This window comes from Deltaproteobacteria bacterium, assembly GCA_016874755.1.
Taxonomy (GTDB): Bacteria; Desulfobacterota; Binatia; order UBA9968; family UBA9968; genus DP-20.
Genome location: VGTH01000037.1, coordinates 28,712 through 54,908, shown reverse-complemented (window position 1 = coordinate 54,908; position 26,197 = coordinate 28,712). Strand labels below are relative to the sequence as shown.

At 58.6% G+C, this 26,197-nt stretch carries 21 protein-coding genes, 1 tRNA gene and 2 pseudogenes; 11 read left to right on the top strand and 13 right to left on the bottom strand.

Features of this window, described 5'->3' with window-relative positions; translation table 11 throughout:
- Positions 1-244 precede the first annotated feature (244 nt).
- Positions 245-1,393 carry an ABC transporter substrate-binding protein gene (locus FJ145_19840; GenBank protein ID MBM4263663.1) on the bottom strand — a complete coding sequence of 383 codons (1,149 nt, stop codon included), beginning with the start codon at positions 1,391-1,393 and terminating at the stop codon, positions 245-247.
- Between the two features lie 142 nt (positions 1,394-1,535).
- On the opposite strand from FJ145_19840, the gene FJ145_19835 reads away from it, so the two are divergent.
- Positions 1,536-2,492, top strand: coding sequence for an ABC transporter substrate-binding protein (locus tag FJ145_19835; GenBank protein MBM4263662.1), 957 nt, complete (start codon positions 1,536-1,538; stop codon positions 2,490-2,492).
- A 2-nt stretch (positions 2,493-2,494) separates the two neighbouring features.
- Complete coding sequence (locus tag FJ145_19830) at positions 2,495-3,487, top strand: ABC transporter substrate-binding protein (GenBank protein ID MBM4263661.1); 993 nt, start codon at positions 2,495-2,497, stop codon at positions 3,485-3,487.
- Positions 3,488-3,773: 286 nt separating this feature from the next.
- Here the strand turns inward: FJ145_19830 and FJ145_19825 are convergent, their stop codons facing one another.
- The gene (locus FJ145_19825) at positions 3,774-5,069 is read right to left on the bottom strand and encodes a membrane dipeptidase (GenBank protein MBM4263660.1); all 1,296 of its coding nucleotides are present in this window, start codon (positions 5,067-5,069) and stop codon (positions 3,774-3,776) included.
- Between the two features lie 98 nt (positions 5,070-5,167).
- Between FJ145_19825 and FJ145_19820 the strand changes: the two genes are divergently transcribed.
- Complete coding sequence (locus tag FJ145_19820) at positions 5,168-6,388, top strand: MFS transporter (GenBank protein ID MBM4263659.1); 1,221 nt, start codon at positions 5,168-5,170, stop codon at positions 6,386-6,388.
- 30 nt (positions 6,389-6,418) lie between these two features.
- Here the strand turns inward: FJ145_19820 and FJ145_19815 are convergent, their stop codons facing one another.
- Positions 6,419-7,291: an LLM class F420-dependent oxidoreductase gene (locus FJ145_19815; GenBank protein ID MBM4263658.1), complete on the bottom strand. Its 873-nt coding sequence runs from the start codon at positions 7,289-7,291 to the stop codon at positions 6,419-6,421.
- 171 nt (positions 7,292-7,462) lie between these two features.
- On the opposite strand from FJ145_19815, the gene htpX reads away from it, so the two are divergent.
- On the top strand, positions 7,463-8,338 hold the full coding sequence (gene htpX / locus FJ145_19810) for a zinc metalloprotease HtpX (protein MBM4263657.1): 876 nt from the start codon (positions 7,463-7,465) through the stop codon (positions 8,336-8,338).
- A 71-nt stretch (positions 8,339-8,409) separates the two neighbouring features.
- Here htpX and FJ145_19805 read toward each other — a convergent pair whose 3' ends face one another.
- Positions 8,410-9,066: a hypothetical protein gene (locus FJ145_19805; GenBank protein MBM4263656.1), complete on the bottom strand. Its 657-nt coding sequence runs from the start codon at positions 9,064-9,066 to the stop codon at positions 8,410-8,412.
- Between the two features lie 112 nt (positions 9,067-9,178).
- Here FJ145_19805 and FJ145_19800 point away from each other — a divergent pair, with 112 nt between their 5' ends.
- The 5 genes and pseudogenes from FJ145_19800 to FJ145_19780 all read left to right on the top strand — a co-directional run bounded on the left by FJ145_19800 (position 9,179) and on the right by FJ145_19780 (position 14,208).
- On the top strand, positions 9,179-9,682 hold the full coding sequence (locus tag FJ145_19800; protein MBM4263655.1) for a hypothetical protein: 504 nt from the start codon (positions 9,179-9,181) through the stop codon (positions 9,680-9,682).
- A 75-nt stretch (positions 9,683-9,757) separates the two neighbouring features.
- Positions 9,758-9,833: transfer RNA gene (locus tag FJ145_19795), tRNA-Asn, on the top strand.
- 86 nt (positions 9,834-9,919) lie between these two features.
- Positions 9,920-12,148 (top strand): xanthine dehydrogenase family protein molybdopterin-binding subunit, encoded by a 2,229-nt coding sequence (locus tag FJ145_19790; GenBank protein ID MBM4263654.1) that lies wholly within the window; start codon positions 9,920-9,922, stop codon positions 12,146-12,148.
- Between the two features lie 3 nt (positions 12,149-12,151).
- Positions 12,152-12,862, top strand: a complete 711-nt coding sequence (locus FJ145_19785) for an OsmC family protein (protein MBM4263653.1) — start codon at positions 12,152-12,154, stop codon at positions 12,860-12,862.
- Between the two features lie 208 nt (positions 12,863-13,070).
- Positions 13,071-14,208: pseudogene (locus FJ145_19780) on the top strand (HAD-IC family P-type ATPase).
- Here the strand turns inward: FJ145_19780 and FJ145_19775 are convergent.
- The 9 genes and pseudogenes from FJ145_19775 to FJ145_19735 form a co-directional block, all read right to left on the bottom strand.
- Positions 14,181-14,354, bottom strand: a pseudogene (locus FJ145_19775) (formylmethanofuran dehydrogenase). The pseudogenes FJ145_19780 and FJ145_19775 sit on opposite strands and share 28 nt — an antisense overlap.
- A gap of 50 nt (positions 14,355-14,404) precedes the next feature.
- Positions 14,405-15,352 (bottom strand): hypothetical protein, encoded by a 948-nt coding sequence (locus FJ145_19770; protein ID MBM4263652.1) that lies wholly within the window; start codon positions 15,350-15,352, stop codon positions 14,405-14,407.
- The gene (locus FJ145_19765; GenBank protein MBM4263651.1) at positions 15,349-16,179 is read right to left on the bottom strand and encodes a hypothetical protein; all 831 of its coding nucleotides are present in this window, start codon (positions 16,177-16,179) and stop codon (positions 15,349-15,351) included. The genes FJ145_19770 and FJ145_19765 overlap by 4 nt, the downstream gene beginning before the upstream one ends.
- Positions 16,180-16,230: 51 nt before the next feature.
- Positions 16,231-17,496, bottom strand: a complete 1,266-nt coding sequence (locus tag FJ145_19760) for a nitrate oxidoreductase subunit beta (GenBank protein MBM4263650.1) — start codon at positions 17,494-17,496, stop codon at positions 16,231-16,233.
- Positions 17,497-17,504: 8 nt separating this feature from the next.
- A complete protein-coding gene (locus tag FJ145_19755) occupies positions 17,505-17,864 on the bottom strand; it encodes a hypothetical protein (protein MBM4263649.1) in 360 nt (119 codons plus the stop codon).
- Between the two features lie 109 nt (positions 17,865-17,973).
- Entirely contained in the window at positions 17,974-21,504 is a 3,531-nt protein-coding gene (locus tag FJ145_19750) for a twin-arginine translocation signal domain-containing protein (protein ID MBM4263648.1), read from the bottom strand.
- A gap of 66 nt (positions 21,505-21,570) precedes the next feature.
- A complete protein-coding gene (locus tag FJ145_19745) occupies positions 21,571-23,151 on the bottom strand; it encodes a c-type cytochrome (protein ID MBM4263647.1) in 1,581 nt (526 codons plus the stop codon).
- Positions 23,152-23,185: 34 nt separating this feature from the next.
- Positions 23,186-23,599, bottom strand: coding sequence for an Rrf2 family transcriptional regulator (locus FJ145_19740; protein MBM4263646.1), 414 nt, complete (start codon positions 23,597-23,599; stop codon positions 23,186-23,188).
- A gap of 249 nt (positions 23,600-23,848) precedes the next feature.
- On the bottom strand, positions 23,849-24,574 hold the full coding sequence (locus FJ145_19735; GenBank protein ID MBM4263645.1) for a PEGA domain-containing protein: 726 nt from the start codon (positions 24,572-24,574) through the stop codon (positions 23,849-23,851).
- Positions 24,575-24,808: 234 nt separating this feature from the next.
- Between FJ145_19735 and FJ145_19730 the strand changes: the two genes are divergently transcribed.
- A complete protein-coding gene (locus tag FJ145_19730) occupies positions 24,809-25,318 on the top strand; it encodes a DUF4149 domain-containing protein (protein ID MBM4263644.1) in 510 nt (169 codons plus the stop codon).
- 259 nt (positions 25,319-25,577) lie between these two features.
- A complete protein-coding gene (locus tag FJ145_19725) occupies positions 25,578-26,138 on the top strand; it encodes a hypothetical protein (protein ID MBM4263643.1) in 561 nt (186 codons plus the stop codon).
- Positions 26,139-26,197 lie beyond the last annotated feature (59 nt).

The following is a 26,197-nucleotide window of genomic DNA, read 5'->3' as shown; positions in this document are numbered from 1 at the left end:
GAAGATCAGGCAATTGACCGCGTTCATCGAATCGGTCAGGAACGAGAAGTTATCGTCTTCACGATTACTGCTAAGGGGACTTTGGAGGAAAAAATCGAGCAGAAGCTTGCGCAAAAACGTGACATCTTTGATTTAGTAATTCGGCCGGATGAACTGTTAAGGAAGGAAATAACTAGAGACGAACTGATGGAGTTGGTACAGCTGGAAGAATAGCCTGAAAAACATGGTGGCTTCATCGTAAAGGTTAGCGTCTGTAATTCTCACTCCCCCAGATCTCTTTCATGAATCCACTCTTTTCCAAGTTGTTGACAAACGTGTTGTCGTAGATCTCTTCCGGTTTGCGCCGCACCGTGGTGCCGCCTTCGCGGGCGAGGTCGACGGCTTCGGCGACGGTGCGGCCGGGCACGACCATGGTGCGGTCGAGGATTTCACGGGCATACACGTTGTAGGAAGATTGCAGCGCCTCTTCGTCTTTGACGCGCATCGCTTTGGCGATGGACGCCTTGGCTTTGTCGGGATTCTTGTCGACGAAATGAACGATCTCGGCGAAGGCAGCGACCATGCGCTGGACAATCTCGGGACGCTCGCGCAGCATCTTATGGCTGGTGTGCAGGCTGCTGTAGAGAAACGGCAAGTCGAGCTCGATCAAACGGTAGAGCACGTTGTAGCCTTCGTTCTTGGCGCGCACGTCCATCGGCGGCGTGATGATCACCCCCTGGACGACATTGGCCGCCATCGCCTGATAGCGTTCCCCCTGGCTGCCGCCGATGGGGCGAATCATCACGCTGTCGGGCGCCATGCCGAATTTTTTCACTACCGCGCGGGAGAGCCGGTCGCTTAAGTCGCCGGCGCGGGCAATGCCGAGCGCCTTGCCCTTCAAGTCTTCGACCCGTTTGATCTCCTTGCGGGTGATCAAAACGTAGGGCAGTTTGATCAGCGGCGCGGCGACCAGTTTGACATCGACGCCGGTGGCGAGGCCGGGAATGGTTCCATCCGCAGCGCAGTAGGTGAACTGCACTTCGTCGGTGGCGAGCGCCGTCATGTTTTGCGCGCTGCCGCGGATGAAAATGTTTTCGAACTTCATGCCGTATTTATCGAAGAGGCCATTGTCCAGCGCGGTGTAAAGATGGACGAAGCCGCCCGAGATGGCGCAGGTCGATATTTTCATCGACAGGGTTTTCTCGCCGGGCTTGGGCAAGTAGTGAGTCGCGAATGCCGCCGACCAAGACCATGCGACCCAGAGGGCCGCAAGGAGGATTTGCTGCGCAGAACTTCTAACGCCGATAGTTTTCATTGCCCCAGATCTCCTTGAGAAATCCGCTTTTCTCCAAGCTATTGACGACGCTGTTGTCGAAGAGGATTGGCCAAGGCACTGGCCGCGAAGAAAGCACATTGCACCAACAGTAAGAACGACAACGCTTCATCGCGGAACTCTAAGCTAGATCGGAGCGGCTTGTAAAGAGACTTTGGCTAGCCTACATAGGGAGAAAGTTTGAGAAACAGCCGATCGGCAGCCGCTGGACAAGGAGCAAGGCATGAGAGTTCGGAGCTATTTCGTTGGGCTCGGTATGATCGTAGCGATGGTTGCGAGCTTCGCGCCCTTCGCTCAGGCGCAGGCGCCGCTGCAAAAAATCCGCATTTCGCTGTCGAGCCGCAGCAATACCAACACCACCTACTATGTCGCCCAGGCGCGCGGACTTTTCAAAGAAGAGGGACTGGAGGTCGAATTCATTCAGGTCAATCCACGGCTGGGCGCATTGGCGGTGCTGAACGGCGACGTGACGTTTACGACCTCATTTGTCAGCACCTTTCGCGGCGTCGTGCAGGGTTTCCCGATGAAGACGGTCTTTATCTTGCTAAAAAAAGGACTGTACTATTTGATGGTGCGCCCGGAGATCATCAAAGAGCCGCAGGATCTAAAGGGCAAAAAACTCGGCGTCACCGCGGTCAATGGCGGGGATCATATCATTGGCCGCGAGCTCTTGCGCATGAAAGGCGTCGATCCCAACTCGGTGCAGGCGATCGCCGTGGGCGATCCGTCGCTGCGTCTGCAAGCGGTCGTGACCGGCATCGTGCAAGCGGTGTCCGTGCCGCCGCCCTACGACATTCTTTTGCAGAACCAGGGCTTGAAAGCGATCTCCGGCCCACCGGAGATCGGTGTGCCGTCCTCCGGGCTCTTCGTCGCCGACAAATTTATTAAAGAGAATCCGTTGGCGCTGCGAAAAACTATTCGCGCGTTGTTGAAAGCCAATCGCTTTATCGAGGCCAATCGCGATGAAACCTTGCGCATCATGACCCAGTACGTGGCGCAGAAGATCGAATATGCCGCGCGTTCCTACGATGTCGAGTTCAAAGCGCTGTCGAAGGACGGCACCATGACCGACGCCGAGATCGAAGCGCAGATGGAAAGACTGGCGGACAAGAAGCGGCCGCTCGACGAGATTCGTGATTTTTCCTTTGCCCGGGCGGCGCTGAAAGAACTGGGAAATTGAAAATGAAAAATGGGAAATTGAAAACCGAAGACGCGCGGTTCGGGATTTGCGCGCTTTCTCTGGCGGTCGCGATGGGTATCACCGCGGCGGTCTTCTTTGTCGATTCGGCGCTCGGCCAGACTCAGAAAGTGAGCATTTCGATCTCCAGCCGCAGCAACACCAGCGTGTCGTACTACGTCGCTGCGAGCAAGGGTTTTTTTCGTGACGAGGGGATGGACGTCGAGATTATTCAAGCCAATCCGCGGCTTGGGACGATGGCCCTGCTGAACGGCGACGTTGCTTTTACGGGCACGTTCGTTAGCACCGTGCGCGGTATTCTTTCCGGATTTCCATTGAAGATCGTCGTTGTCGCATTTAAGAAGGGCGTCTACTATTTGATCGCCCATCCGAGCATCAAAGACGTGCAAGAGCTGCGCGGCAAGAAGCTCGGCGTTTCAAGCATTCGAGGCGCGGATCATCTCGTCGCCGAAGAGTTGCTGCGATCCAAGGGTCTCAATCCCGCGCAGCTCCAGCCGGTCGCATTGGGCGACACCTCGGTGCGCTTACAATCGGTCACTACCGGCGCGGTGGAGGTGACCGTGCTGTCGCCGCCGCACGATCTGATGGCGCAGAAAGCCGGCGGCAAAGTCTTCGCCGGCCCGCCGGAGATCGGCATGCCGGCCTCCGGCATGATTACTTCGGAGAAATTGATCAAAGAAAACCCCCAATTCGTCCGACGCGGTGTGCGCGCCCTGCTGCGCGCCAATCGCTTCATCGAAGAAAACAAGGCGGAGACGATCAAAGTTCTGCTGCAGTGGGTGAAACAGACACCCGAGATCGCCGCGCGCTCCTACGACGTCGAGCTGAAATCGATCCTGCGTGACGGCATCATGAGCGACGCCGAGATGGAGAGTTTTATCGAACGACTGGGCAACGAAAAGAAGAAAACCGTGGACGACGTGCGCGACTTCTCTTTTGCCCGGCAGGTTTGGAAAGAGTTGGAAGCGGGGAGATAATCGGAGAGTGGCAGTTAGCTTCCCCTGCGCCAGCCTCGCAATGCCAGACCTAGAAATATTAGTCCGGTGACGAGAAACCCCGTTGCTGGTTTTACTTTAGGGTTAGTGAAGAGATCGGCCTCGTGCATCAACTCTGCCCATGCGAGTCCCGCGCCGGCGAGAAAGATAAGGGCTAGAAACAGGGCCGTATAGCGCACAAACGGTTTCATCTCGCCAACCTACCATAGATACGGTTTCATTTTCTTTTGTGAACGGGCGCTAATAAGTCGCTACCGTTTCTACCGGCTCAGTGCCGCCACTGTGTGGTTGGCGAAATCGTTGCCACCGTCTGCGCTGCTTCCATCACTCGCAGGATATTGCCGCCCCAGAGTTTGGCGATCTGTGCAGCGCTGTAGCCGCGGCGGATTAATTCCAAAGTCACGTTGCGAGTTTCGCCGGCGTCGTTCCAACCGGCGACGCCACCGCCGCCGTCGAAGTCAGACGCGATGCCGACGTGGTCAATACCGAGCAGTTTCACCGCGTGGTCGACGTGGTCCAGCAAATCGTCGATGCTGGTGGCTGGGTCGCCGGGGAAGGCTTCAGCGATGGCGGCAAGTTTTTCTTCGTAGATAGCGCGCTGATGTTCGGAAAGACTTTTCAGCAGCGCGTGGTAGCGGGCGCGGCTGGCGAAGTGGTTGGGTTCGGGCAGGCCAAACTCCTGGCGCGCTGCGGCCAGGGCCGAGCTTCTCTGTGGTGAATCGGGCGTCAGCTTTTTCAGAAAGAGATCGTAGGCGACGATTTGAATGACGCCGCCGGTGTGCTTGAGCGCTAATAATTGTTCGTCGTCCAAGTTGCGGCTCGAATCGCACAACGCACGGCAGCTCGAGTGGGACGCGATGATCGGCGCCTTTGACAGGGCGGCGGTTTGCAGCATCGCTTCTTTCGAGGCGTGCGAGACGTCGACCATGATGCCGCAGCGATTCAATGCGGCGATGACTTGTTTGCCGAGCGGCGAGACGCCGTGCCATTTCCAGCCTTCTTTCTCGCCGGTGTGCGAGTCGCCCAGCTGATTGTGGCCATTGTGGGTCAGTGACAGATAGCGCGCGCCGCGCTGGTAAAACTCTTCGACCCGGGCGATGTCCGCGCCGAGCGGATAACCGTTTTCGACGCCGATCAACGCGACTTTCTTGCCCATGTCCGTTATGCGGCGCACATCGCTGGCGGTCAGCGCGAGGGCAATCTTGTCGCCGGCGATCTCAGTAGTAAAGCGTTTGACGGCGTCGAACTTTTCAACCGCGTGCTTGTAGGCGCGCTCGTAGCCGGTTGTCTGAAGCGCCTCGGGATGCTGCGCCTCGCGGGTCTGGCCGACGTAGACGATGAAGAACGCCGCCGCCAGGCCGCCTTCGATCATCAGCGGCAAGTTGAATTGGGTTTCCAGCCGCTCCGAATAGTTGCGTTCGCCGGTGAGGTCGGCCGGCGCGAAATCGATGTGACTGTCGACGGTGAGTATCTGCTGATGCAGAGCGTTGGCGCGCTCGCGTAGCGCCGCCGCAGCACTCGCGGGAGATTCAGAAGAAAGCGACATGCAACTACTGGATAGCATGAACAGACGGCAAAACGCCAAGTCGCGTTTCCTTGGTCGCCGATTTCCGCTAGTCTGGCGGGAATTTCGCGGTTGCCTGCTGGGAGTTGGTTTACCACATGGAACGAAAATGGTGGCTGGTCATCCTTGGCTGCATTACCCACGCGGTCAATACCGGTTTCAGCTACTTCGGCATGAGCGCATTTTTTCCGTCCTTCGAGCGTGAGTTCGGCTGGAGCCGCACGGCGATCTCCGGGGCGTTTTCCCTGGCGCGCATCGAAGCCGGCATTCTCGGCCCCATCGAAGGCTACTTCGTCGACCGCGTCGGGCCCAAGCGCATCATGTACATCGGTATCGTCATTTGCACCTTAGGCTTTTTGTCGCTCAGCTTCGTCAACTCGCTGCCGATGCTTTACGTTTCGATCGTGCTCGGCATCGTGCTCGGTTCGAGCCTGGGCTATCACATGCCGATCAGTTTGCTGATCGCCAAAACTTTTCGTGAACGGCGCAGCTTCGCCTTCGGCATCTTTCGCATGGGACCGGGCTTGTCCGGTGCCATCGTGCCGCTGGTCGGCGCGATCATCGTCGCTTGGGGCTGGCGCACGGCGGCGCTGCTGTCGGGTTTGATCCTTTTTGCCATGAGCTTGCCGATCGCTTACCTGATCAATCGCATCGCCGACGGCGAAGAACGCAAAACGGAGTCGCTTGTTGCGGGTCACACGGGTAGCGGCGCGCAGGCGACCGTCGATCCGCAATTTAGTTTAAAAGAAGTGCTGCGGCTGAAAGCATTTTGGTTCCTGTCAGTCTCCATGGCGCTGCGCCACATGGTCACCGAAGGCGTTTCGGTGCACTTCGTTATTTTACTGGTCGACCGCGGTTGGAGCACCGAAGCGGCAAGCCGCCTCCTCGGCGTGTCGGCCTTGATCGGCGCTCCGGCGCGCATCGGCATGGGGTGGTTGGGCGACATGGTCGACAAGCGCAAGCTTGTGATGGGGCTGCTGCTGGCGTTGAGTGTGTCGGTATGCGTGATGGGCTGGGCCGCGGGTTCGCTGGCGTTTACGACGATGATGATCGTCTACTCGCTCGCCTACGGCGGCCTGGCGTCGCTGCAGGAACCGATTCGCGCCGATTATTTTGGCACCAAAGCCTTCGCAACCATTCAGGGCGTCAGCCGATCGATCACTACTTGCGGGACATTTCTCGGCCCGATCATTGCCGGGCTGTGCTATGATCTCACCAAGAGCTATGCCGTGGCGTTTACGATCTTCGCGATTGTCAGTTTGCTGTCGATGTTCTTGATGTTTCTGGCGCGCCGGCCGCAGGCGCAAACACTAAAATAGGACCGAAGCCGGACGACCAGCCGGTCGCCCCTACAAAATCGCCGCAATCGCTTTCTTGAAGCGGCGGATCGCTTCAATATGAGCTGTGGGGTTTGCTAGTCCCGACTTCATCGTGTTGACGCTCACGTGGGTGGCGCCGAGTTTCTTCCAGGCTTCCAGCTCTTTGAGCCAACTTTCCACAGAGCCCTGGCCGAAATTGATTCTTCCTTCGATGCCGATCTGCGCCGGATCCCGCCCCGCCGCGCGGGCGTAGCCGCGGACCTTCTCAATCGCGGCTTGGCATTTGTCGTCGGGTGCCATCAACGGAAACCAACCGTCGCCATGTTTAGCCAAGCGGCGCAGCGCGCGATCATCGGTCGCGCCGAACCAGATCGGGATCGGTCGCTGCACCGGCAAAGGGTTTATGCCGGCGTCGGTGATCTTGTGCCATTTGCCGGTAAACGTCACGGCGTCTTCGGTCCAGAGCTTGCGCATGAGCTCGATCTGCTCTTCGGAGCGCTTGCCGCGGTTGTTGAAGTTTTCGCCCAGCGCTTCGTATTCGACCGCGTTCCAGCCGATGCCAATACCCAAGCGCAGCCGGCCGCGGCTTAGCACGTCGAGCGCTGCGGCTTGCTTGGCGACCAGGACGGTCTGGCGCTGCGGCAAAATAATAATCCCGGTGGTGAATTCGATCTTCTTGGTCACCCCAGCCAGATAACCGAACAGAACCAAGGGTTCGTGAAAACTGTCTAAGTGAGTGTAGGGCGCGCGCCAGTTGGGCCGGCTGGCGCTGTTGGCGCCGACAACGTGATCGTAGACTAAAATATGCAGATAGCCCAACTCCTCCGCCGCTTGCGCATAGTCTTTGATGACAGCCGGATCGCTGCCGATTTCAGTTTGCGGAAACACCACGCCGACTCTCATGAGTGGCTCCTATTTTAATGAAGATGGGCGAATCATAGGCAAATTCGCGCAAGTTGGAAACGACCCCCTTGAAATGTCATCGCACCATACGCAAATTCGCGACAATGACTTCTTACTTGACATGGTCTAGTTATTTCGTAGGATACCTGCACACTTAAAGGAGGGCAGAGTATGAATGGTTTTCGAACCACGATTCTCCTCGCAGTGCTAACCGCGTTGGTGGTGTGGATCGGCCAGATGGTCGGCGGCCCCAACGGCGCAGTGATGGCGCTGATCTTGGCCGGCGCCATGAACTTCTTCAGCTACTGGTTTAGCGACAAGATCGTGCTCAAGATGTACGGCGGCCAAGAAGTCGGACCCAACGAGGACCCCGAGCTCTACAACATGGTGCGCGAGCTGGCCACCAAGGGCGGCCTGCCGATGCCGAAGGTTTATGTTATCCCGGAAGACACGCCGAACGCTTTCGCCACCGGGCGCAATCCGGAGCATGCCGCGGTGGCAGTGACCCAAGGGATTCGCCGCATCTTGAATCGCCAAGAGCTCGGCGGCGTGATCGGCCACGAGCTCGCCCACGTGAAAAACCGCGATATCTTGATCAGCAGCATCGCTGCGACGCTGGCCGGCGCGATCAGCTATCTCGCCCAGATGGGCCAGGTTGCCGCCATGTTTGGCGGCAACCGCGACCGTGAAGAAGGCGGCGGCGGTGGCATGTTCGGCTTGATCTTTATGATGATAGTGGCGCCGATTGCGGCGATGTTGATCCAAATGGCGGTGTCGCGCTCGCGCGAATACATGGCGGATGCCACCGGCGCGAAGATCGCCGGCGACCCGATGGCGCTGGCCAACGCGCTGCGCAAGCTGCACATGGGGGCGCAGAATATTCCGCTGCAGGTGAGTCAGGGCACCCAGAACGCCACCGCTCATATGTTCATCGTCAGCCCGCTTAGCGGCAGCAGCTTCGCGTCGCTGTTTGGCACCCACCCGGCGATGGAAGAGCGCATCCGCCGCCTCGAAGCGATGTCGAAGGACTTGAGCTACATGCGCTAATCTTCGCTGGCGCGAAGAATTCCAGACTACAAATTCCAGATTTCAGATTAGGGGCGACCAATCGGTCGCCCCTAAGTGTTTCTGGCGACCTTTTCGTCTAGCCAGGCGGAGAGGTCGTTTAGGCTGCGCGCGGAAATCTCGTGGCCCATGTCGTATTCTTTATACGTGAGCGGCAGGCGATATTGGCGCAGCGCTTCGACGGACTCGCGCGCGCGGTCGACTTGAATCGTCGGGTCATGGGTGCCGTGCTGCACCAAAGTCGGCAGCGTTTCGACACCTGTGCCGACACCTTGCTCGGCGACCAATTCTTTGGCCAGCCAAGAGCTGAGCGCGGCCAACGCGGTGAAGCGGCTGGGATTTGCTAGGGCTAGCCCGTACGCCATCACGCCGCCTTGGCTGAAGCCCAAAACGGCGAAGCGCTTGGGGTCGACGGGGTAGCGTTTCGGACACTCCTCGGTGAATTCTCTCAAGGCCTTTTGCGACGCGAGCATTGCCGTCACGTCGACCGGGCCGCCCATGCTGAGCGGGTACCAGGCGTAGCCAACCTGGTTCGGACCGATGGGTGTTTCGAGCGGCCCCTGGGGGCAAATCATCATGAACTTGCCGCCGCAAAGGTAGGGCGCCAAGCCGAGCAGGTCGAAGGCGTTGGCGCCGCGGCCGTGCAGGGTGAGAATTGTCGGGTGCGGCCCGGGGCCGTCGGGTTCGTAGATTGTGTGAACTAAGTTCATGGGAGCCTCCTGCAACAGCAGACTGGGAATATCTCGCGCAAAGGCGCAAAGGACGCCAAGTTCGGAAACTTATTTTCGCAGCCGCTCTTTAGCGTGAGTTGGCTACGAGTATATGTTAGGCCTTTGGTTGAAACTCAAGCGAATAATAAAGATGGCGCAAGAAATCAAATTTGCCGCCGACCGCATGCTTGGGCGCTTGGCCAAGTGGCTGCGGGTGCTTGGCCAAGATGTGATCTATGGCAAGCACCTGTCGGGCTACGGGCTCATCCGCGCGGCGCGGCGCGAGAGCCGGTTGATTCTAACGCGTGACCGCAAGCTCAAACAGAAACAGCCGCCGCCGTTTATTTTCATCGCCAGCGACCATCATCGTGAGCAGCTCCAGCAGGTGATGCGTCAGTGCGGGCTAAACTGTGCCGGCAAACTGTTCTCGCGCTGCTTGACTTGCAACGCGGTGCTGCAGCCAAGGGATAAAACAACGGTCGAAACGATCGTGCCGCCCTATGTGTTTGCCACTCAGGCGGAGTTTTCTTGGTGCCCCAAGTGCCGGCGCATCTTTTGGCCGGCGACGCACCACCAGCGCATGGCGGAGGAGCTGAAAGCGCTGCGGTTGGTGTGATTGATTGCGGGCTGTTTACGTGCTCAGTGCCTAGAATTTCTAAATGTCGTATGCTAAATAAATAAATCGTTTACTTCCCCGGTAGCTCAGTTGGTAGAGCAGGTGACTGTTAATCACCGGGTCGGCGGTTCGAGCCCGTCCCGGGGAGCCAGCTTCGATTCCGCTTCGCGCTCGAGGGGGCGAAGCGGAATCCACCCATCCAAATAGATTTTTTCTTCGGAGTCAGGAGGTCGCGCAATGGCAGCAGCAGGCAAACAGTTCATCGGTAACCCCACGCCGAGAATCGAAGGTGAGTTGAAGGTCAGCGGTCAGGCGAAATACACCGTCGACGTGACGCTGCCCGGCATGCTGTGGGGCAAATTGCTGCGCAGCCAGGTGCCGTCGGGCAAAATCAAAAACATCGACATCAGCAAGGCGCGCGCTTTGAAGGGCGTGCACGCCGTGCTCACCGGCGCCGATTGCCGCGGTTTGAAAATCGGCCGGCGCCTCTACGACATGCCGATCATCGCCGACGACGAAGTTCGCTTTGCCGGCGAAAAAATCGCTGCCGTCGCGGCGGAGACCGAGGATATAGCCGAAGAGGCGCTGAACCTGATCGAGATCGAGTACCAAGAGAGCGAGCCGCTACTCGATCCCGTCGAAGCCCTCAGGCCCGGCTCGAAGAGAATCCACCCTGACGTTGCTAGCTACAAGGGTTTGCCCAAGCCGCTCGACGGCCCGACCAACGAGTTCGTCTACTACACCTGGAAGAAGGGCGACATCGCCACTGGCTTTGCTCAAGCTGACATGGTTTTTGAGAACACCTTCACCACGCCAGTGGTGCACCACGCTTACATCGAACCGCATTCCTGCATCGTCGACACCAAGACCGACGGCTCAGCGCAGATCTGGTGCTGCAGCAAAGTGCCCTTCGCGATTCGCGAGCAGGTCGGCAACGCGTTGCAATTGCCCCATGAAAAATTGGTCGTCAATCCGGTTTTCATCGGCGGCGATTTCGGCGGCAAGGGCGACTTTATGGACGTCGCGGTGGTTTACTTGCTCTCCAAGGCGGCCGGCAGGCCGGTCAAGTTGGTGATGGACTACGAAGAAGAGTTTATCGCCGGCAACCCGCGCCACGCCTCGATCATCAAAGTCAAAACCGGTGTGAAAAAAGACGGTACTATCGTCGCCCATCACATGGATTTTGTCTTCGACAGTGGTGCCTATGGCGCCTTCAAACCGAACGCGTTTCTCGCCGGCCCGCACGGTTCGGCCGGTCCCTACAAGATTTCACACTGCTTGATCGAAGAGCACATGGTCTACACCAACAAGGTTCCCTGCGGCCACATGCGCTCGCCGGGCGATCCGCAAGGGTTTTTCGCCAACGAAAGCCATCTCGACATCGTGGCGAAAAAGCTCGGCATCGACCCGCTCAAGTTCCGCCAGAAAAATTTGATGCATGACGGCGACATCGACCCCATCGGCGAAGAGGTCGGCTACATCAAAACCGAAGAGACGCTCAAACAGGCGCTGGAAGACTCCGGCTACAACCGGCCCAAAGGGAAAAACATCGGCCGCGGCGTGGCCTTTGTCCAATGGATGGCCAACGGCGGCATCGGCACGGTGGCGCTGACGCTCGACGACAAGGGCTTGGTGACAATCTCCTCCGCTATGGCCGATCAGGGCGCGGGCACTTACACCGTGCTGAGCGAGATCGTCGCCGAAGAGCTGAAGGTTCCGCTCAGCCAAATTCGTTTTCAACAATTGAATACTCAAGACGGCGTCAAAGACACCGGCGTCGGCGGCAGCCGCGCCACGCGTGTCTACGGCAACGCCGGCTATCAAGCCGCGCTCAAGCTCACCGAAGCGGTGAAGCAGGCTGCGGCGAGCCAGATGGGCGGCGATGCGGCGCAGATGCAGCTTGCCAAGGGTGCGGTGCTCCATCCACGCATGGAGCGGCGCTTGTCCTATGCTGACTTGGTCAAAGCTAACGGCGGGCCGATTCGCGTCGAAGCGACCTACGACAACAACAAGAAGGTCCACGAAGCGTCGATGTGCGTGCAGATCGCCGAGGTGGAAGTCGATCCGGCCACCGGCCAAGTGCAGCTGAGAAAATTCACCTCGACGCACAACGGCGGCACGGTGTTAAACCCGCTCATGCACCAGGGGCAGATCGAAGGCGCGGCGATGACCGGCATCGGCTATGCGCTGATGGAGCAAGTCACCATCAACGACGGCAAAGTCGCGACCGCTAACTTCGGCGAGTACAAGATTCCCACCATCAAAGACGTGCCGACGTTTCGCAGCTCGGTCTTCGAGCGTGAAAAGGGCGCTGGGCCCTACGCCAGCATGCCGATCGGCGAGACCGCCAACGTGCCGACCGCGGCGGCGATCGCCAACGCGGTGGCGGACGCCTGCGGCGTGCGCATCACCAGCCTGCCGATCACTGCGGAGAAAATCTACGAGGCGCTCAACGGCGCGAAGTGACGCATGGCCACGGTTCCGGGAAGCATCGATCTCGGAAAATTTCGCGTAGCTTACGAGGAAAAACGAGAATCAGCGGGCGACGACGCGGACTATATCTTAGTCCAGCGCGCCGTCATTCGCTTAAACGACCAACTCTCCCGCATCGAGTCGGTCTCCGACCTGACAGTCTCCTGCAATCACGAGCCGTACCAGAGCGAAACCGGCCGCGGTCCGTCGGCGCTCCAATTCATCGTCGCTTCCATCGGGTTTTGCATGTTCAGCAAGATGGCGTGGTTTGCCGCGCGCCATGGCGTCGCCATCGACGACGCCGAGCTGGATTTGTGCATGGCCTACGACATGAGCGTGCAGCGCCGCCTGGGCGACTTCGCCAGCGCAACCAAGAGCTTCGAGTTTACGATTCGCATCAAGAGCGGCACACCGACGGAGCGGGTGCTGCAGGTCGCCCAGCTGGCCGGCCACGGCTGCCATACGGTTACGTCGATGCGCAAGCGCTTGCCGGTCACCGGCAAGCTCGTGCTGAACAACCGTGAGTTTGCAATTCCCGCCTTGCAAGTGAGCGAAGAAAGTCCAGCGCCGATGCCAGGCCAGCTCGAGGCCAATCGCATGCAAAAGAACCCGCCGGCTGAACAGCTATCGCTCGAAATGGCGCTACTCCCCGCCGCTGGAGTATGCGCGCCAAGTACCTCCACCGCGAAAAGCCGCAAAAGCGACTAGCCGCCCGGTGGGGGCTGTCTCAGCCATTGTAACCGTTAGCAGATGACGCAGCGCCACCGGACCCTCCATCGCACCAGCCGATGCACAGGCGTCTCGGTCGTGCGAAAAAAATCGCCGTGCATCTCATTTGTGATAATACGCGCGCCCTTCGCTTGTGACATTGCTGGCTTAGCCTTTGCCCGCTTCCAGGCCAGGAGCTCAGACCCAAATGCACAACATGCCTGCCGCGCCGATCAATGGGACGCCTTGGCACCAATTGGAGCCCAGCGCAGTGCTGACCCAATTCTGCAGCGATGCCGCTGGCGGCTTGACTGAAGCGGAGGCGCAGCGCCGCTTGGCCGAGCAAGGTCCCAACGAGCTGCAAGCGGTGGCGCGGGTTGCGCCGCTGCATCTGCTGATGGCGCAATTCAAGAATGTTCTAATTGTGATTCTGCTGGTGGCGGTCATCCTGTCGCTCTTTCTCGGCCACACCGTCGAAGCGATCGCCATCGCGATCATCGTGCTGTTTGCCGTGCTGTTGGGCTTCGTCCAGGAGTACCGCGCCGAGCGGGCCATGGAGGCGCTCCGTCGCATGGCGGCGCCGGCCGCGACCGTGGTGCGCGACGGCGAGGAGCGCAGCCTTGCGGCGCGCCAGCTCGTGCCGGGAGATATCGTTCTCTTGCACACCGGCGACGGCATTCCGGCCGATACGCGGCTCCTGGAAGCGTTTAACTTGAAAATCGAAGAAGCGTCGCCCACCGGTGAATCGCTGCCGGTGGAAAAGCATATGGCGGCACTTGGCGCCGTCGATGTCGCGGTGGGCGATCGCAGGAATATGGCCTTTGCCGGCACCGCGGCGACCTATGGGCGGCGCCGCGCGGTGGTGGTTGCCACCGGCATGCAGACGGAGTTTGGCAAGATCGCGCGGCTCCGGCAGACGGTTGAGAGCGGCAAGACGCCGCTGCAGCAGAATCTCGATCGCGTCGGCCACGCGCTGGCGCGGGCGGCTATCGTCGTAGTGCTATTGATCGTTGGCCTCGGCTTGTGGCGCGGTCAGCCGCGCGCCTTTGGCGTACGCCGCCATGCCTTGCGGCGTGTCGTGCAGCGTCGTCATCAGCGCGCGCGCCATGGCGAATGAAGCGTTGCGAGTCTTGGCGGTGGCTTACAGACCCGGCGTGACTTTGGATGACGAGGCGTGTGAGCGCGACATGATCTTTCTCGGCTTGGTGGGGATGATCGATCCGCCCCGTCCGGAAGCGAAAACCGCGATCGATCTCAGCCTGCGGGCCGGCGTCAAAACCATCATGATTACCGGCGACCATCCGCTTACCGCCCACGCGGTGGCGCAGCGGTCCATTTCGACGTAGACGATCAACTTTTCGCAGCCGCGCGGCTCGTCGATGCCGATTTCGCGGCACCCCACCATTGCCATCCGCACGCCTAAAACTTGCCCGGCACAGCTGTGGCCGTGGGTGGATGAGGATTGGGCGAGGAGTGCGTCGAAATTTCGCATGGTTTATGCTCGGGTAAAAATGGCCGCAAGAAAGAACATCTCAGTTTTGGTCAAACTGTCGGCGAATGCCAGCCTGGCAGCATTTTCAACGCGGCAAGCGACATCCGGCGGCCGCGGTAGAGATCGGCGCATTGGTTGCAAAGCCCTTTTTCCGGCGACCAATCGGGGAAGTCCGCGGTAATCTCGGCTTGGGTGTCGGCGCCGAGATTTTGCGGTGCCGGTTCGAAGGCGTAAGTGGGAAATTTGCAGAGCGGGCAATGGGTCGCTTGAGCGGAATGGGGGCGCGAACCATCCACTGTGGCGGCCGGATCGAAAGCCAACGGGGTCAGCTCCGCATGGCGCGGGTGGTCGCTGTCGTAGAAGCGGCTGAAAAGTTTTTCGCCATTTTCCTGGAGCATGGGAAAGGCCGCGATGAATTCGTTCAGAGCCTCCTCTCGCGCGGTCGGAGCTAGCCAGCCGCGGCGCGCGATACGCCCGGTGATCGTGATGTTCCACAGCGCGCGATAGCGATGGGTGATAAAATTATCGTAGGTCGGCCCGTCGGGACTTTTCGGCAGGGTGGGCTCGTAGCCGAATGCTGGATCGAGCATGTCGGCGATATGAAATAGTTCCTTGCGCAAAAACGATTGCAGCGCGTCAGCATTGCGCAGTGCTGCCGGACGCAGCGCGAGGCGTAAGGTGCGCCGCTCGTCCTTCACGTAAAGCTCCGCGCCTTCCTGCTTGGCATGGGCGGCGTAAACCACGAAGCAAGCGCCGACGGATTCGGCGATGAGCGGTTGCTCTTGCAGCGCCTTTTCGATGGTCAGGCTCAATCCCAGCTTGGCAAACCAGGTTCGGTAAAGGGCTTGAAAAGCGCGTTCGCGTTGTTCACCATCGGCGATTTCATAGAGGCGATCGCGCGCGATGTTGAGTTGCGCAGGCGCAGAGGTGTACCCGGCTTGGAAGACCGCTTCTTCGACAAGCTTGGGCTCGTAGTGGATGGGCAGCGCGGCGCTCATTCGACCTCTGCTTGCTCCGAGGCGCAGGCGCCGGCCAAGGCGGCGCAATCACCGGCGTTACCGCAGGCCATGGGCACATTGTTGTCCTCCGCGGGGCGAAGTCCCAAGTTCCCCGGACCCAGGGTGACGTCCAGGCGCGCGCACTCTGCGGCGATGAAGCGGCCCGCTAGCTGAGCCAGCGCGCCGAAGAAACCAGCAGGATCTTCTCGATCGAGGCTGGCGGCGAAAGCCGGCAGAAAACGGCCCAGATGATCGCGCAGGAAAAGTCTTTCTGCCTTGCGGGTTTCGCTCAACATGTCGCCCTCGTCTTGTTCCAGCCCATAGGCTTCTTTGAGAGCGAGAAACATCAAGAACTCGCACTCGCAGCTGACATGATCGGGCCGTTCATGCACGCCTTGTCCGGGCGTCAAGCCGAAGGCGCGATAGAAACCCATCAGATCGCCCAACTCCTGCGGTTGTTGAAACAACGCTTCGTTGCCGTATTCGGTCTCGTACGGTGAAATAACCCCACGCGCCGTATGGCCAAACAGGAGCCGATGCCGTGCTGCCAGGTCTTCGGCGTTGCTTCTCTGCCAACGAGGCAGCGCCTCGATGGCCGCGGTAATTTCCGCAGCGCCGTCGCCGTAGAGTAGCGACGCGGCATGGGCCAAAGAGGCACGGCTGTCCAGTGTCATCAGTCGGGACAGAGTTTCGTCGGTAGGCTCTTGAAAGCCGAGCGCCAGTGCGCTGTAGATCGCCGCACGGCAATAGGCGCAATCGATCTCGGTTTGAGATGGAGATGAGCCTGGGGCACCTGCCATCTCGGTTCTCTCTATGTTTTCATTCATACAGATTCTCTTTGGCTTCACGGTTGCTTGTTGCCTCACGCCTGTTGCTGCTTAAATCGAGTTCGCATGCTTATTGGGCCGCACGTGGACCGGCTCTTCGACTTGCGTTCTAAAAATTTCTTTGCCGTCCTGGCCATAGGCGATCACGGTGTCGTTGTACATGGTCACTTTGCGCCCGCGCAGTGTCGCCTCATAAACCTTCGGTCCTTCTTTGATCTCGTAGCGGAAGATGATCCGGTTCGAGCGGCGAAACAGTTGCAGGACCGCGAGTAGCTCGCGATCTGGATACGAGTAGCGCTCGATCGCCTCGTCGACGCCGGGGCCGAACATTTGCTTCAAGTAATCGCGCGGCACCCAGCGCGGCGGGATGTAGTAGCCATTCGGCTCGGTGCCGAACTGCGGGTAGAGGGGCAGGGCGACTCTGGCGACGTGGACCATGTAGTAGAGCGGATTGTAGCGGTCCTCGGCCCAGGTGCCGTCGTTGTTCATTTTTACCAAGCCCTGCATGCGAATCTGGCCGATGCAGGCCGCCATACAGCGGGTCTCCATCGGTTGGCCGCCGCTCTCGGGGTCTTTGCCTTCGACGCGCGGGTAGCAGGCGACGCATTTTTCCGACACCCGTGTGTTGCCGCGGTACATGGTTTTTTTGTACGGGCAAGCCTCGACGCATTTGCGATAGCCGCGGCATTCTTTCTGGTCGATCAAGACGATGCCGTCTTCCGGCCGTTTGTAGATCGCTTTGCGCGGGCAGGCGGCCAGGCACGCCGGGTAGCTGCAATGATTGCAGATGCGCGCCAGGTAGAAAAACCATGTCTTGTGCTCGGGCAGCGCCGTGCCTTCTTTGTCGAGCTCGTTTTTAACACCGCGCTTGCCGACCGGATTATCCTCGAAAATATTCGGCAGGTTCCATTCCTCATCGGTGGGCAAGTAGCCCAACACGCGCGCGCTGTCCGGCGTCAACATGTTCTGCGCTTCGTAAATGGTCTTGCCGTCGAATTGGCCGTAGGGCTTTTTCTTATCGTTGGAAGGTCGACCCGACCATTGTTGGTTGCCGGGATTGGCTTGTTCCATGAGGCTGAGAATTTTCGCATCCCAAAACTGCGGGTAGCCGCCGTAGGGCTTGGTCTCGACATTGGCCCACCACATATGTTCCTGGCCTTTGCTGAAGGTCCAAGTCGACTTGCAGGCCATCGTGCAGCTCTGGCAAGCGATGCAGCGGTTGATGTTGAAGACAAACGCAAACTGCCGGCGCGGAAATGCCTGCGGGTAGGGATAGTTCATTTCGCGGCCGATCTGCCAGTTGTGAACCTTGGGCATACCTACCTTCACGCCTTTTCCATTTTAGATTTTGGATTTTCGATTTTGGATTCTGAACTCGGATCGTCGAGCTCCGGGTCAGCGGGCAATGCGGAATCCAAAATAGAGACTTTGATGTTACCCCATACGTTCAGACATTCATCGATGATTGAAAGTGTTTCTTGTTCACCAAGCGAGCGATAGGCTCCGTGGGCGCCGCCGTAGAAAGGATTTTTGAAAAGCCAAAGCAATTGCTCGCGCGTGTAGCCCATGCGGGCGAACTCTTCGGCGAAGACGTAGGCCATGTCGCGGGTTGCTTCGGCGTCCGCCGGCAGCATCACGCCGACCAGCATGTTGGGATCACTGGGATCGGGATCTTTAAAGGGCATCACTCGCTCCTTCGTCGCTCGGGTTCAAAGTTCAAAGGTTCAACAGTTCAAGGTCTCGCAACCGGAGTTCAACGTTGAACCTTGAGCATTTGAACCGTTGAACGGGTTTTCATGGCTTCACCTTGGTTAGATCGCCCGCCAAATACCGCTTCATCATCTCATTCTCATTATCCGGCGAATGGCCGGTGGTCGCCGGCTTCCAGATGCCTTTGCCACCCAGGCCGCCATCTTCGGCTTTGGTCACGCGCACCAGCGTCTCTTTCGGGACGGTGTTGACGGCGTGGTTGTCGGCTTCGCCGCCGAAGATAAAGCTCATCGACACCTTGGCCTTGTGGAACAAGGTATCGGTCTGGTGCATCGGCATATGCCAGTTGCGCGTCACCGACTGCTGCGAGCCGTAGCGCAGGTTGGCCTGATAGCCGGTGTTCTCCGACAACGCGCGGCCATCAGGCCTAGTCTCGTGGGCTTTGACGCTCTTCTCCGTGGCGATGAAAGGCGCATGCTTCATCATCACGATGTTGTACGGGTAGGCGCGGTTGTAGGTGACGCGCAGCATGCAGCGCGAGACGCGGTAGAATGGGTCGTCCGGTTTGGCGCCCAAATAGGGCCTGTCGGCGGGGTTGGCGTCGACATAGACATAGTCGCCGTCATTGATGCCGAGATCGCGCGCCGCCTGTGGATTCATATGCAACTGATGCTCGCCGACGCAGGGGGCGCGCTTGTCGATGCGATAGGGATCGCCAAAGTTGGAGTCCATCAGCATATGCCAGTCGACGTTGGACCAGCCGCTGTGGACGCGATGGCGCGTCTTGGGAGTCAGGCAGAAAAACTGAAAGCCCTTCTCCCAGAGGAAATTTTTCGTTTCCTTGACCTTACTCCAGGGCATTTTGATGTTGCGGATGGTGCGCTGGTCCCAGTGCTCGGCGTTGGCTGGTATGCCGTAGTCTTCTGGCCTGATCAATGGATTCGAGCTGACGATCACGTTGGGCAAATAGGGCGTCGCTTCCGGACCTTCGCGGTGAACGACGAAGTTCTCGCCGTACTCGATCGCTTCGGGAACGTCGGCGTAGGCATGCATGCGGCCGGTGTCGGTGTAGAAGGGCTCGCTGTCGTGCACCTGTTCGTAGAACGGGATGCGCGGATAAGTTCTGAAATTGAGCAGGCAGCCGCCCGGAGGACCATACTTACCGGCCATGATGTCATTTAGTTTGTATCCGGAGGTTGTCGTGCAGCCGTCGAGCAAACGCTGGATGTAGACGTTCCGTTTATCGGGTGCGGCGAAGGCGAAGTAGTCGCTGAAACGCTTGTCGCCGGTGACTTTGGCGAGCGCATTGGCGATGCCGGCGAGCACGTCGGCGTCGTCTTTGGTATCGAACACCGGCGGGATGCCGCCTTTCCAGATTTGCAGGAACGGGTTGGAGCAGCTCGCGGTGATTTCCAAGCCTTCGGATTCCAACCACGAGTTTGCCGGCAGGGCGATGTCCGAGTATTCAATCGACGCGGTCATCTGAATATCGACCGAGACGATCATCTCGACGTTGGGGTCGACGTTCTTGATCATGCCGTAGGCCCACTTGGCGTTGTTGATCAAGTTGACGTTGGTAAAGATCATCGCCTTGGTCGGCGTCGGCATGTGGCTCTTGCCGGTAAAATTCTTGCGGCCAAATTTCGGCGTGTCGACAACCAAAGCGAGATCGCCGTGGTTCCAGTAGGCCGGCTCTTCGTCTTTAGTGTAGGCGGTGGCCGCAATATCTTTGCCGTTGGCGTTGGGATTCAAATTGATCTTGAACGGATCCTCCGCCACCCAGCCTTTAAAGCCTGGGCCAGCCCAAGCCGAGCCTTGAAACAGCGCGGCTTTGTAGTTGCCGGCCCAGGTGTGGCCGCCGGCGCCCGGCTTGCCGACGTTGCCGGTAAGCATCAGCGGCAGGTAGGCGGCGCGATTCATCTCGGTGGCGTGGAACCAGTGATTGATCCCCTCGCCTTGATGGATCGCCACCGGCTTCATGGTCGCGATGTCCTCTGCCAACTGTTGAATCATCGCCTTGGGCGCGTGGGTGATGTCGGCGACGCTGTCGAGGTCGTAGTCTTTTAAATGGGTCTGGTAGAGCGTCCAGAGAGTAGCGACTTCGATCTCTTTGCCGTCGGCGAGTTTGACCTTGAAAGTTCCCTCCAGCCGTGGATCCAAGCCTTTCTTTGCGAGAGTTTCGCCGACGTCGTCGCGGGTGATCGCTGCCGGCGCATTCTTCTTGCTGTCCCAGATGACAAAATCGCCGAGCTGCTGATGCTGCTGCGCCGTCAGCCCCTGTACCCTTATTGATGGCCCGTCAGCGGACAGTGCCGATTTGTAATTAGGAAATACTTCGTGGGCGCGCAGCCGGCGCAGATTATCGGTCCGCACCAGCAGCGGGAAATCGGTGAAGCGCTTGACGAAGTTCTCGTCGTACCACTTCTTCTCAATCATGATCTTGGTGATGCCGAGCCAGAGCGCGGCGTCGGTCTGCGGCCGGATCGGAATCCAATAATCGGCCTTGGTCGACGGCGGCCCGTACTCGGGCGCGATGACGACGATCTTGGCGCCGCGCTCCATACATTCGATGAACCAGTGCGAGTCGGTGAGCTTATTCTCGACGAGATTTTTCCCGTCCATGATAATCAGCTTGGAGAAGCGCAGATCGTTGAAGTCGCACTCGGAAGTTTGCAAGCCGTGCACCCAGGGATGGCCCGGCGCTTGATCACCGTGCCAAGTATAATTCGACCAGTTGCGCCCGGCGCGCGCTTTGTCGGGTCCGACGCCGCGCACTTTGGCATCGAGCAGCGCGAGAGAATTATTCAGCCGATACATACCGTACTTGCCGATGACGCCCAAGAGTCCCATGCCACCGCGCATTTTCACCGTGCGCGTGCCGGCGCCGCCCATCTCTTCGACCATCTCGGGCTGGTAGCCTTGAGCGAGCAAGAGTTTCTTGCCTGCTTCACCGCTGTAGCGTGCGGCGATGGCGACCAACGCTTTGGCGATGGAGTCGAAGGCGTCGGGCCAAGAGATCTGCACGAATTCGTCTTGGCCGCGGCTATCGAACATGTAGCGCTTCTTGTTTTCCGGAGTGAGCTCCGGGAAGCCGGCGTCGGCCCAAGCCTTCCACCCTTTGCGCACGATCGGATGGCGCAAACGATAAGGACCGTAGATGACGCGGTGAAACGTGTAGCCTTTGGCGCACTGGCGCGGATTCCAATTTGCTGTCGCTTTATCACCGTAGAGGTCAGCGTACTTTTGATAATCGTAGGTGCTGCCCAGGCGTGTGACGATGCCGTTGCGCACATAGGCGCGCACCCGGCAGGCATGAGTATCGTTAGGCGAGCAAACCCAATCGAACATGCGGTCGTACTTATATTGATCGCGATAGATTTTTTCCCAGTTGCGATCGACCGCGCCGGCGAGCGGATTGTCGTTGGGGTTGGCGGCGGCTAGGAGATTCAACGGCAAGCCCGTCGCTAGGGCGGCGCTGCCGGTGCCAATGCCGAGGAACTTCAAGAAGTCGCGGCGGGATACGCCGCCGGGAGAGCAAGGAGTCAGGAGTGAGGAGTCAGGAGATCGGCCAACGGAGCTTCTTGTCACTTCGTCTCGTACAATCCTATTGCTCATAAAGATTACCCCTTCATTCACCGCTATCCGATTCCGAAACCCCCCTCACTCCTTACTCCTGAGTCCTCACGGCCTGATTCTTAAGTCTTGCCAAATCGTCACCGACTTCTTCCCATCCCGATCGCCGGCGCTGCCGTTCCAGACGGCGAAGCCGACCGGCACGGTCGCTCCGGGTACCAAATTGACGGCGCCTTGTCCGGTGCGTCCCAGCGAGCGGCGAAACATCACACGGTAGGAGCCCGAACCGTAAATGCCGCGGGCGTCGACTTTTTGATCGATCTTAGGTCGCGCTTGCAGCGTGCCGAAGCCGCGCGAGGTGAGATCTTCCGCCGGAGTTTTTCGCTGCGGATCGGAAACGATATTGCCCGCGCCCCAGCCGGTGACGTAGGTCGGATCGGATTGCAGAGTCAGCGCGTGGCGAAACGGCTGCTCCACGGCGGAGCGCATCAGGTTCGGATAAGAGTCGATGCCGACGTTCGGGTAGGCCTTTTCGATCTCCTGAAATGCCACATCTAAATCCGCTTGCCGCTCCGATTTCCACATCCAGATGTTGACCGCCTCGGTTTTCTCGCCCATGGCGAAGAAGGGTGGATTGGCGGTCAGCGAAAACTGGATTGCGGCGGCGTCGCGAAACTCTTGCGGTTTTAGCGCCGTGGTGTCGTCGGTATCGTCCTGCCAAACCATTAGAATCGCCACTTCCTTGCCATCGTGAATCGCCCGCACCGTGACTTCTTCGGGCCGCTCACTGCGCCACCACAGCGGCATCAAGTGCAAATTGACCGGCGGCGCGCTGCGCCAGATGCCGGACTCGGGATGATCGGGAAGCGCTTGTACGCGAACCGCGTTGATGGTGAACTTTTTCATCTCGACGCGTTCGCGCTGCGTTTCACTGGAGAGCGAGCGCACGTAGTGGACCAGGTGCCACGCATCATTGCCCCAGGCCCAATCGCTCATCGGCATCGGGCTGCCCGGAATGCCGGCTATGATATGGCGATAGAGCGAGACCGGATCGTGGCTGCCTTTGAAAATTCCGGCAGTCAAATCACGCGGTCTGGTTGGATAGCCTTCTTCGTCTATTTGCTTCTCGGTGCCATCGCCTCGGCCATTGGCGCCGTGGCAGGACGCGCAAGCCTCTTTGTACATTTCCAGCGCGCGCGCCCGCCCCGCCGCGTCGTAGGGCGGAGCTGGCGGTGGTTGGATAATCCCTTCGCCGCCGCTCCCCTCGGCGTTGGGAGCTTTAGCCGGTCGAACCACAAGAGGTTTGGCGGCCAGCGTCTTGATATAGTGAACCAGCGCCCAACGCTGCTCCATGGTGAAATGTGCCCAAGAGGGCATGGAGGACCCCGGCATGCCGCGCGTGATCGTGTCGAATAGGTCCTGATCGGTGGGCACGCGGTCCCACGTAGAAACCAGGCGATACTTGGCGGCAACTAAGTCGCGCGGCTTGGGGTAGAGCAGGTAGGCCGCCTCGCCATCCCCGCGGCCCGTGTCGCCGTGACAGGCGGCGCATTGCTGGGCGTAGATCTGTTTACCCTGGGCGAGCAGCTGCGGTGTCACCGGCGGAGACTTCACATCCGCAGATTTGACCAGCGTGAGGCCGCCGATGATGAGTACGACCGCAAGGGCCAACGAAAGAAACAACTTCATTGTGAACTCTCTTCCTCAGATCGACAGTGATCTGTCATCGGCGCCGGTTGTCGGCCGCCAAGTCGGCTAAAGTCATTCGCTGCATCAATCCTGCGATGGTTCGCCGCGCCGGTTTGCACCTGAAGTGCATGGGGCAGGGCGACTCATCGGCGCAGCGGTCGCTCCAAAACAAACAACGGTCGAAGATATCCGTGCCTTCGACGGCGACGAAAATATCTTTCACTTTGAGCGCGTTAGGTTGTCGGGCCAGGGCGTAGCCGCGCACGGCGCCGCGGGAGGAGGTTACGATGTTAGCCCGGTTGAGTTTCTGAAAAGTCTTGGCCAGGAAGTTGGCTAGTGCGCCGGCTGCATCGGCGATATCTTGCAGTTGCATGATGGTTCCCGATCGCTTCTTGGCTAACACCAGCAGTCCGTCGATCGCATAGCGACTTTCCTTGCCCAGTTTCATTCTTAGAGTCAGTGGATGATTTCAGTCCGTTGACTCCCTTGGAGCCGCAATCGTTGTGCCAGGTTGGAACTGGGTTTTCTCGGTGCAAACGTCTGCTGGCGAACGGAAATTTGTTAAAAATAAGAAAATCGGCCTGCCGGTTTCCAGGTTTCGCGAGTGATTTGTTCGTGATGCAGACCAACAAAAAACGCCGAGCCGCGCAGGGTTTCTGCACGCTCGGCGTCGAAATGCGGCACTCAAGTAGAGTCGCTACTTCTTGCTCAATTCAAAAGTTACCTTCGCTTCTTCTCCCGCCTTGACCGTCACAGTCTTGGTCATCTTGCCTAGGGTTTCATGCCAAACTTCAACTGTATGATTGCCCGGCGGCACGTCGGCGATTTTGAAGTTGCCGCCATTGTCGGTGGCATCGATGTAGGGATGGTCGGTGACCACCACCCAGGCTGACATCCACGGGTGGGCGTCGCAGCTCACTTTGACGGTCTCAGCTTGGGCGAAGGTCTCGGTCATCTTTTTTCGGAACGCCGGCTGCGCCCGGTTCATCGGTGTGTTTTCCGTGCCGTGGGTGTGAAAATTGTGCAAAATACCGTCGTTGTTCAAAATATCGAGCGGCGCGCCGACGCCGACGATAGCCACATGCGGGCGAAAGACGCAGCCTTTTTGATCGATGGTCGATGGATTTGTCGGCTTGGGCGGTGTGCCTTTGAAACCGGCAACGCTAACCACGGCGAACTCGACGCCTTTATCCGGACCGACAACGAGCTCTTCGCTGGTGACTTCAGCGCCGCATTTCTCGCCGTCTTTGGTAACTTTGATTTTTTTTGCTGCCGGTGCATCGCCAGTGAAGACGACGCGGCCGGAAATGGCGCCAGCAGGCGATGCCGCGAGAGCCTTATTGGGTTGGTCGGCACTACTGCTGAGATATGCGCCGATGCCCAACGCGACCGCTAAGGACACACTCATAGAGAAATGATTCATCGAGAGCCTCCTCGTGTGGACAAAATATTTGCGAAGGAATTCGAGCAAAACGAAGGCCAGAAAATGAAGTCAGTGGCTTTCGCGGAGGGAGAGTACCGTTGCATGCCAAAGGTTTCCGAATTTCGAGAAGAAGCGAGCGTCAGATTAGCGCAAATGCGAAAACTATATCGCGTGCCTTCGCAATTGCTTGTTGAACGTGGCGGTATGTGAATTGCCAAAGGATTAAACCCGACGATGCATGCGCTTTATCTCCTGTCGGTTTGGCTCCATATCATGGCTGCGGTGGTCTGGCTCGGCGGCACGATCTTTATGGTCATTGCTCTCATCCCAGCCATCCGCCGGCCCGAGTTCTCCGCAGTTGCGCTCCGGTTGATCCGCTGGACGGCGATCAGATTTCGCTGGGTGAGTTGGCTTTGTTTTGGAATATTCCTGATGACCGGCACGGCGAATCTTTTTCTTCGCGGCTTGACCTGGAGCGATTTTCAATCGCTTGAGTTTTGGCGCAGCTCGTTTGGCACGACGCTCGCGATCAAACTGGCTTTCGTGGCACTGATCTTCGCGATGAGTGCTTTTCATGATTTTCACATCGGTCCGCGCGCGACCGCAGCTTGGGAAGCCGATCGCACTGCAGCGGAAATTGCCCGGCTGCGGCGCGAGGCGGTGCGCCTAGGGCGGCTCAATTTAATTCTCGCCCTGGCGGTGACGATTTTGGGGGTGATGCTCGTGCGCGGCGGGATTTGGTAATCGAAGTGCTTCAAGTCTCCGGTTACACAAATTCACGATTTTTTGCCGGCTTGTTCGTGACGCGACGTGGCTGGCCGAGAGCGATCAACGGATTCACTTCCGGAGGCTCACCCGTAGCCATTGGCCGCGGCAGATTGACTAAGGCTCTGGCGTTATTTTTGCTTCGCACCAAAAACGAAGCCCTAGGTTTCCGTCCAGAAAAGGAGGTGAGGCGTAGGTCAGAGTAAACAATGTAACAATAACTTCCGAGGAGGCCGCCATGAAGCTTATTTGCAAAGCGCTCTTTGTCGCTGTGTCCAGCATCGTGACATTGACTCTTCCGTATGAGGTCAAACTCAATGCCGCTGAGATCCCCGTTGCTCCGGTCGATGTGCAAGTTGTCAACCAACCGAACGTTACAGTCGTCAACACGCCAAAGATACCGATACCGGTAGGAGAGATTCAAAACCCAGCGTTCCAGCCTTTTCAAGTTGACGTGCGTTTTTCACTCGGACGTGGGGAAGGTGCCGGGGAAGCTGTATTGCCGCGGGTTGGTAACGCCAATCAGCGCGTCGTCATCGAACATGTGACCGTCGATGCGTTGATACCCGACGGACAAAGAGTGGTTGCCTATCTCAAGCTGGGTGAGATTTTGCATTCTCTGGTTCTGACATCACAGGGAGACTGGGGTGATGATCGCTATCGCGCCAGCCAGCCGATTCGCCTCTACTCGCTCGGGGGCGCTATCGGTTTCGGTCTCGCGGGAGTTGAGCGAAGTAGAACCACGGGCTCGGCGAATTTCTATTTTACCGTGTCAGGTTATCTTGTGGATCTACCGTGAGGCGGCGATACAGACGGGAGGCATTCGGCCTGGAGCCTGCCTATCGGGTTCAGGCTAGC

Excerpts from the sequence above, each read along its gene's own strand:
- FJ145_19840 (MBM4263663.1), bottom strand. The coding sequence starts at position 1,393 with ATGTGCTTTCTTCGCGGCCAGTGCCTTGGCCAATCCTCTTCGACAACA.
- FJ145_19835 (MBM4263662.1), top strand. The coding sequence starts at position 1,536 with ATGAGAGTTCGGAGCTATTTCGTTGGGCTCGGTATGATCGTAGCGATG.
- FJ145_19830 (MBM4263661.1), top strand. The coding sequence starts at position 2,495 with ATGAAAAATGGGAAATTGAAAACCGAAGACGCGCGGTTCGGGATTTGC.
- FJ145_19825 (MBM4263660.1), bottom strand. The coding sequence starts at position 5,069 with ATGCTATCCAGTAGTTGCATGTCGCTTTCTTCTGAATCTCCCGCGAGT.
- FJ145_19820 (MBM4263659.1), top strand. The coding sequence starts at position 5,168 with ATGGAACGAAAATGGTGGCTGGTCATCCTTGGCTGCATTACCCACGCG.
- FJ145_19815 (MBM4263658.1), bottom strand. The coding sequence starts at position 7,291 with ATGAGAGTCGGCGTGGTGTTTCCGCAAACTGAAATCGGCAGCGATCCG.
- htpX (MBM4263657.1), top strand. The coding sequence starts at position 7,463 with ATGAATGGTTTTCGAACCACGATTCTCCTCGCAGTGCTAACCGCGTTG.
- FJ145_19805 (MBM4263656.1), bottom strand. The coding sequence starts at position 9,066 with ATGAACTTAGTTCACACAATCTACGAACCCGACGGCCCCGGGCCGCAC.
- FJ145_19800 (MBM4263655.1), top strand. The coding sequence starts at position 9,179 with ATGTTAGGCCTTTGGTTGAAACTCAAGCGAATAATAAAGATGGCGCAA.
- FJ145_19790 (MBM4263654.1), top strand. The coding sequence starts at position 9,920 with ATGGCAGCAGCAGGCAAACAGTTCATCGGTAACCCCACGCCGAGAATC.
- FJ145_19785 (MBM4263653.1), top strand. The coding sequence starts at position 12,152 with ATGGCCACGGTTCCGGGAAGCATCGATCTCGGAAAATTTCGCGTAGCT.
- FJ145_19770 (MBM4263652.1), bottom strand. The coding sequence starts at position 15,352 with ATGAGCGCCGCGCTGCCCATCCACTACGAGCCCAAGCTTGTCGAAGAA.
- FJ145_19765 (MBM4263651.1), bottom strand. The coding sequence starts at position 16,179 with ATGAATGAAAACATAGAGAGAACCGAGATGGCAGGTGCCCCAGGCTCA.
- FJ145_19760 (MBM4263650.1), bottom strand. The coding sequence starts at position 17,496 with ATGCCCAAGGTTCACAACTGGCAGATCGGCCGCGAAATGAACTATCCC.
- FJ145_19755 (MBM4263649.1), bottom strand. The coding sequence starts at position 17,864 with ATGCCCTTTAAAGATCCCGATCCCAGTGATCCCAACATGCTGGTCGGC.
- FJ145_19750 (MBM4263648.1), bottom strand. The coding sequence starts at position 21,504 with ATGAGCAATAGGATTGTACGAGACGAAGTGACAAGAAGCTCCGTTGGC.
- FJ145_19745 (MBM4263647.1), bottom strand. The coding sequence starts at position 23,151 with ATGAAGTTGTTTCTTTCGTTGGCCCTTGCGGTCGTACTCATCATCGGC.
- FJ145_19740 (MBM4263646.1), bottom strand. The coding sequence starts at position 23,599 with ATGAAACTGGGCAAGGAAAGTCGCTATGCGATCGACGGACTGCTGGTG.
- FJ145_19735 (MBM4263645.1), bottom strand. The coding sequence starts at position 24,574 with ATGAATCATTTCTCTATGAGTGTGTCCTTAGCGGTCGCGTTGGGCATC.
- FJ145_19730 (MBM4263644.1), top strand. The coding sequence starts at position 24,809 with ATGCATGCGCTTTATCTCCTGTCGGTTTGGCTCCATATCATGGCTGCG.
- FJ145_19725 (MBM4263643.1), top strand. The coding sequence starts at position 25,578 with ATGAAGCTTATTTGCAAAGCGCTCTTTGTCGCTGTGTCCAGCATCGTG.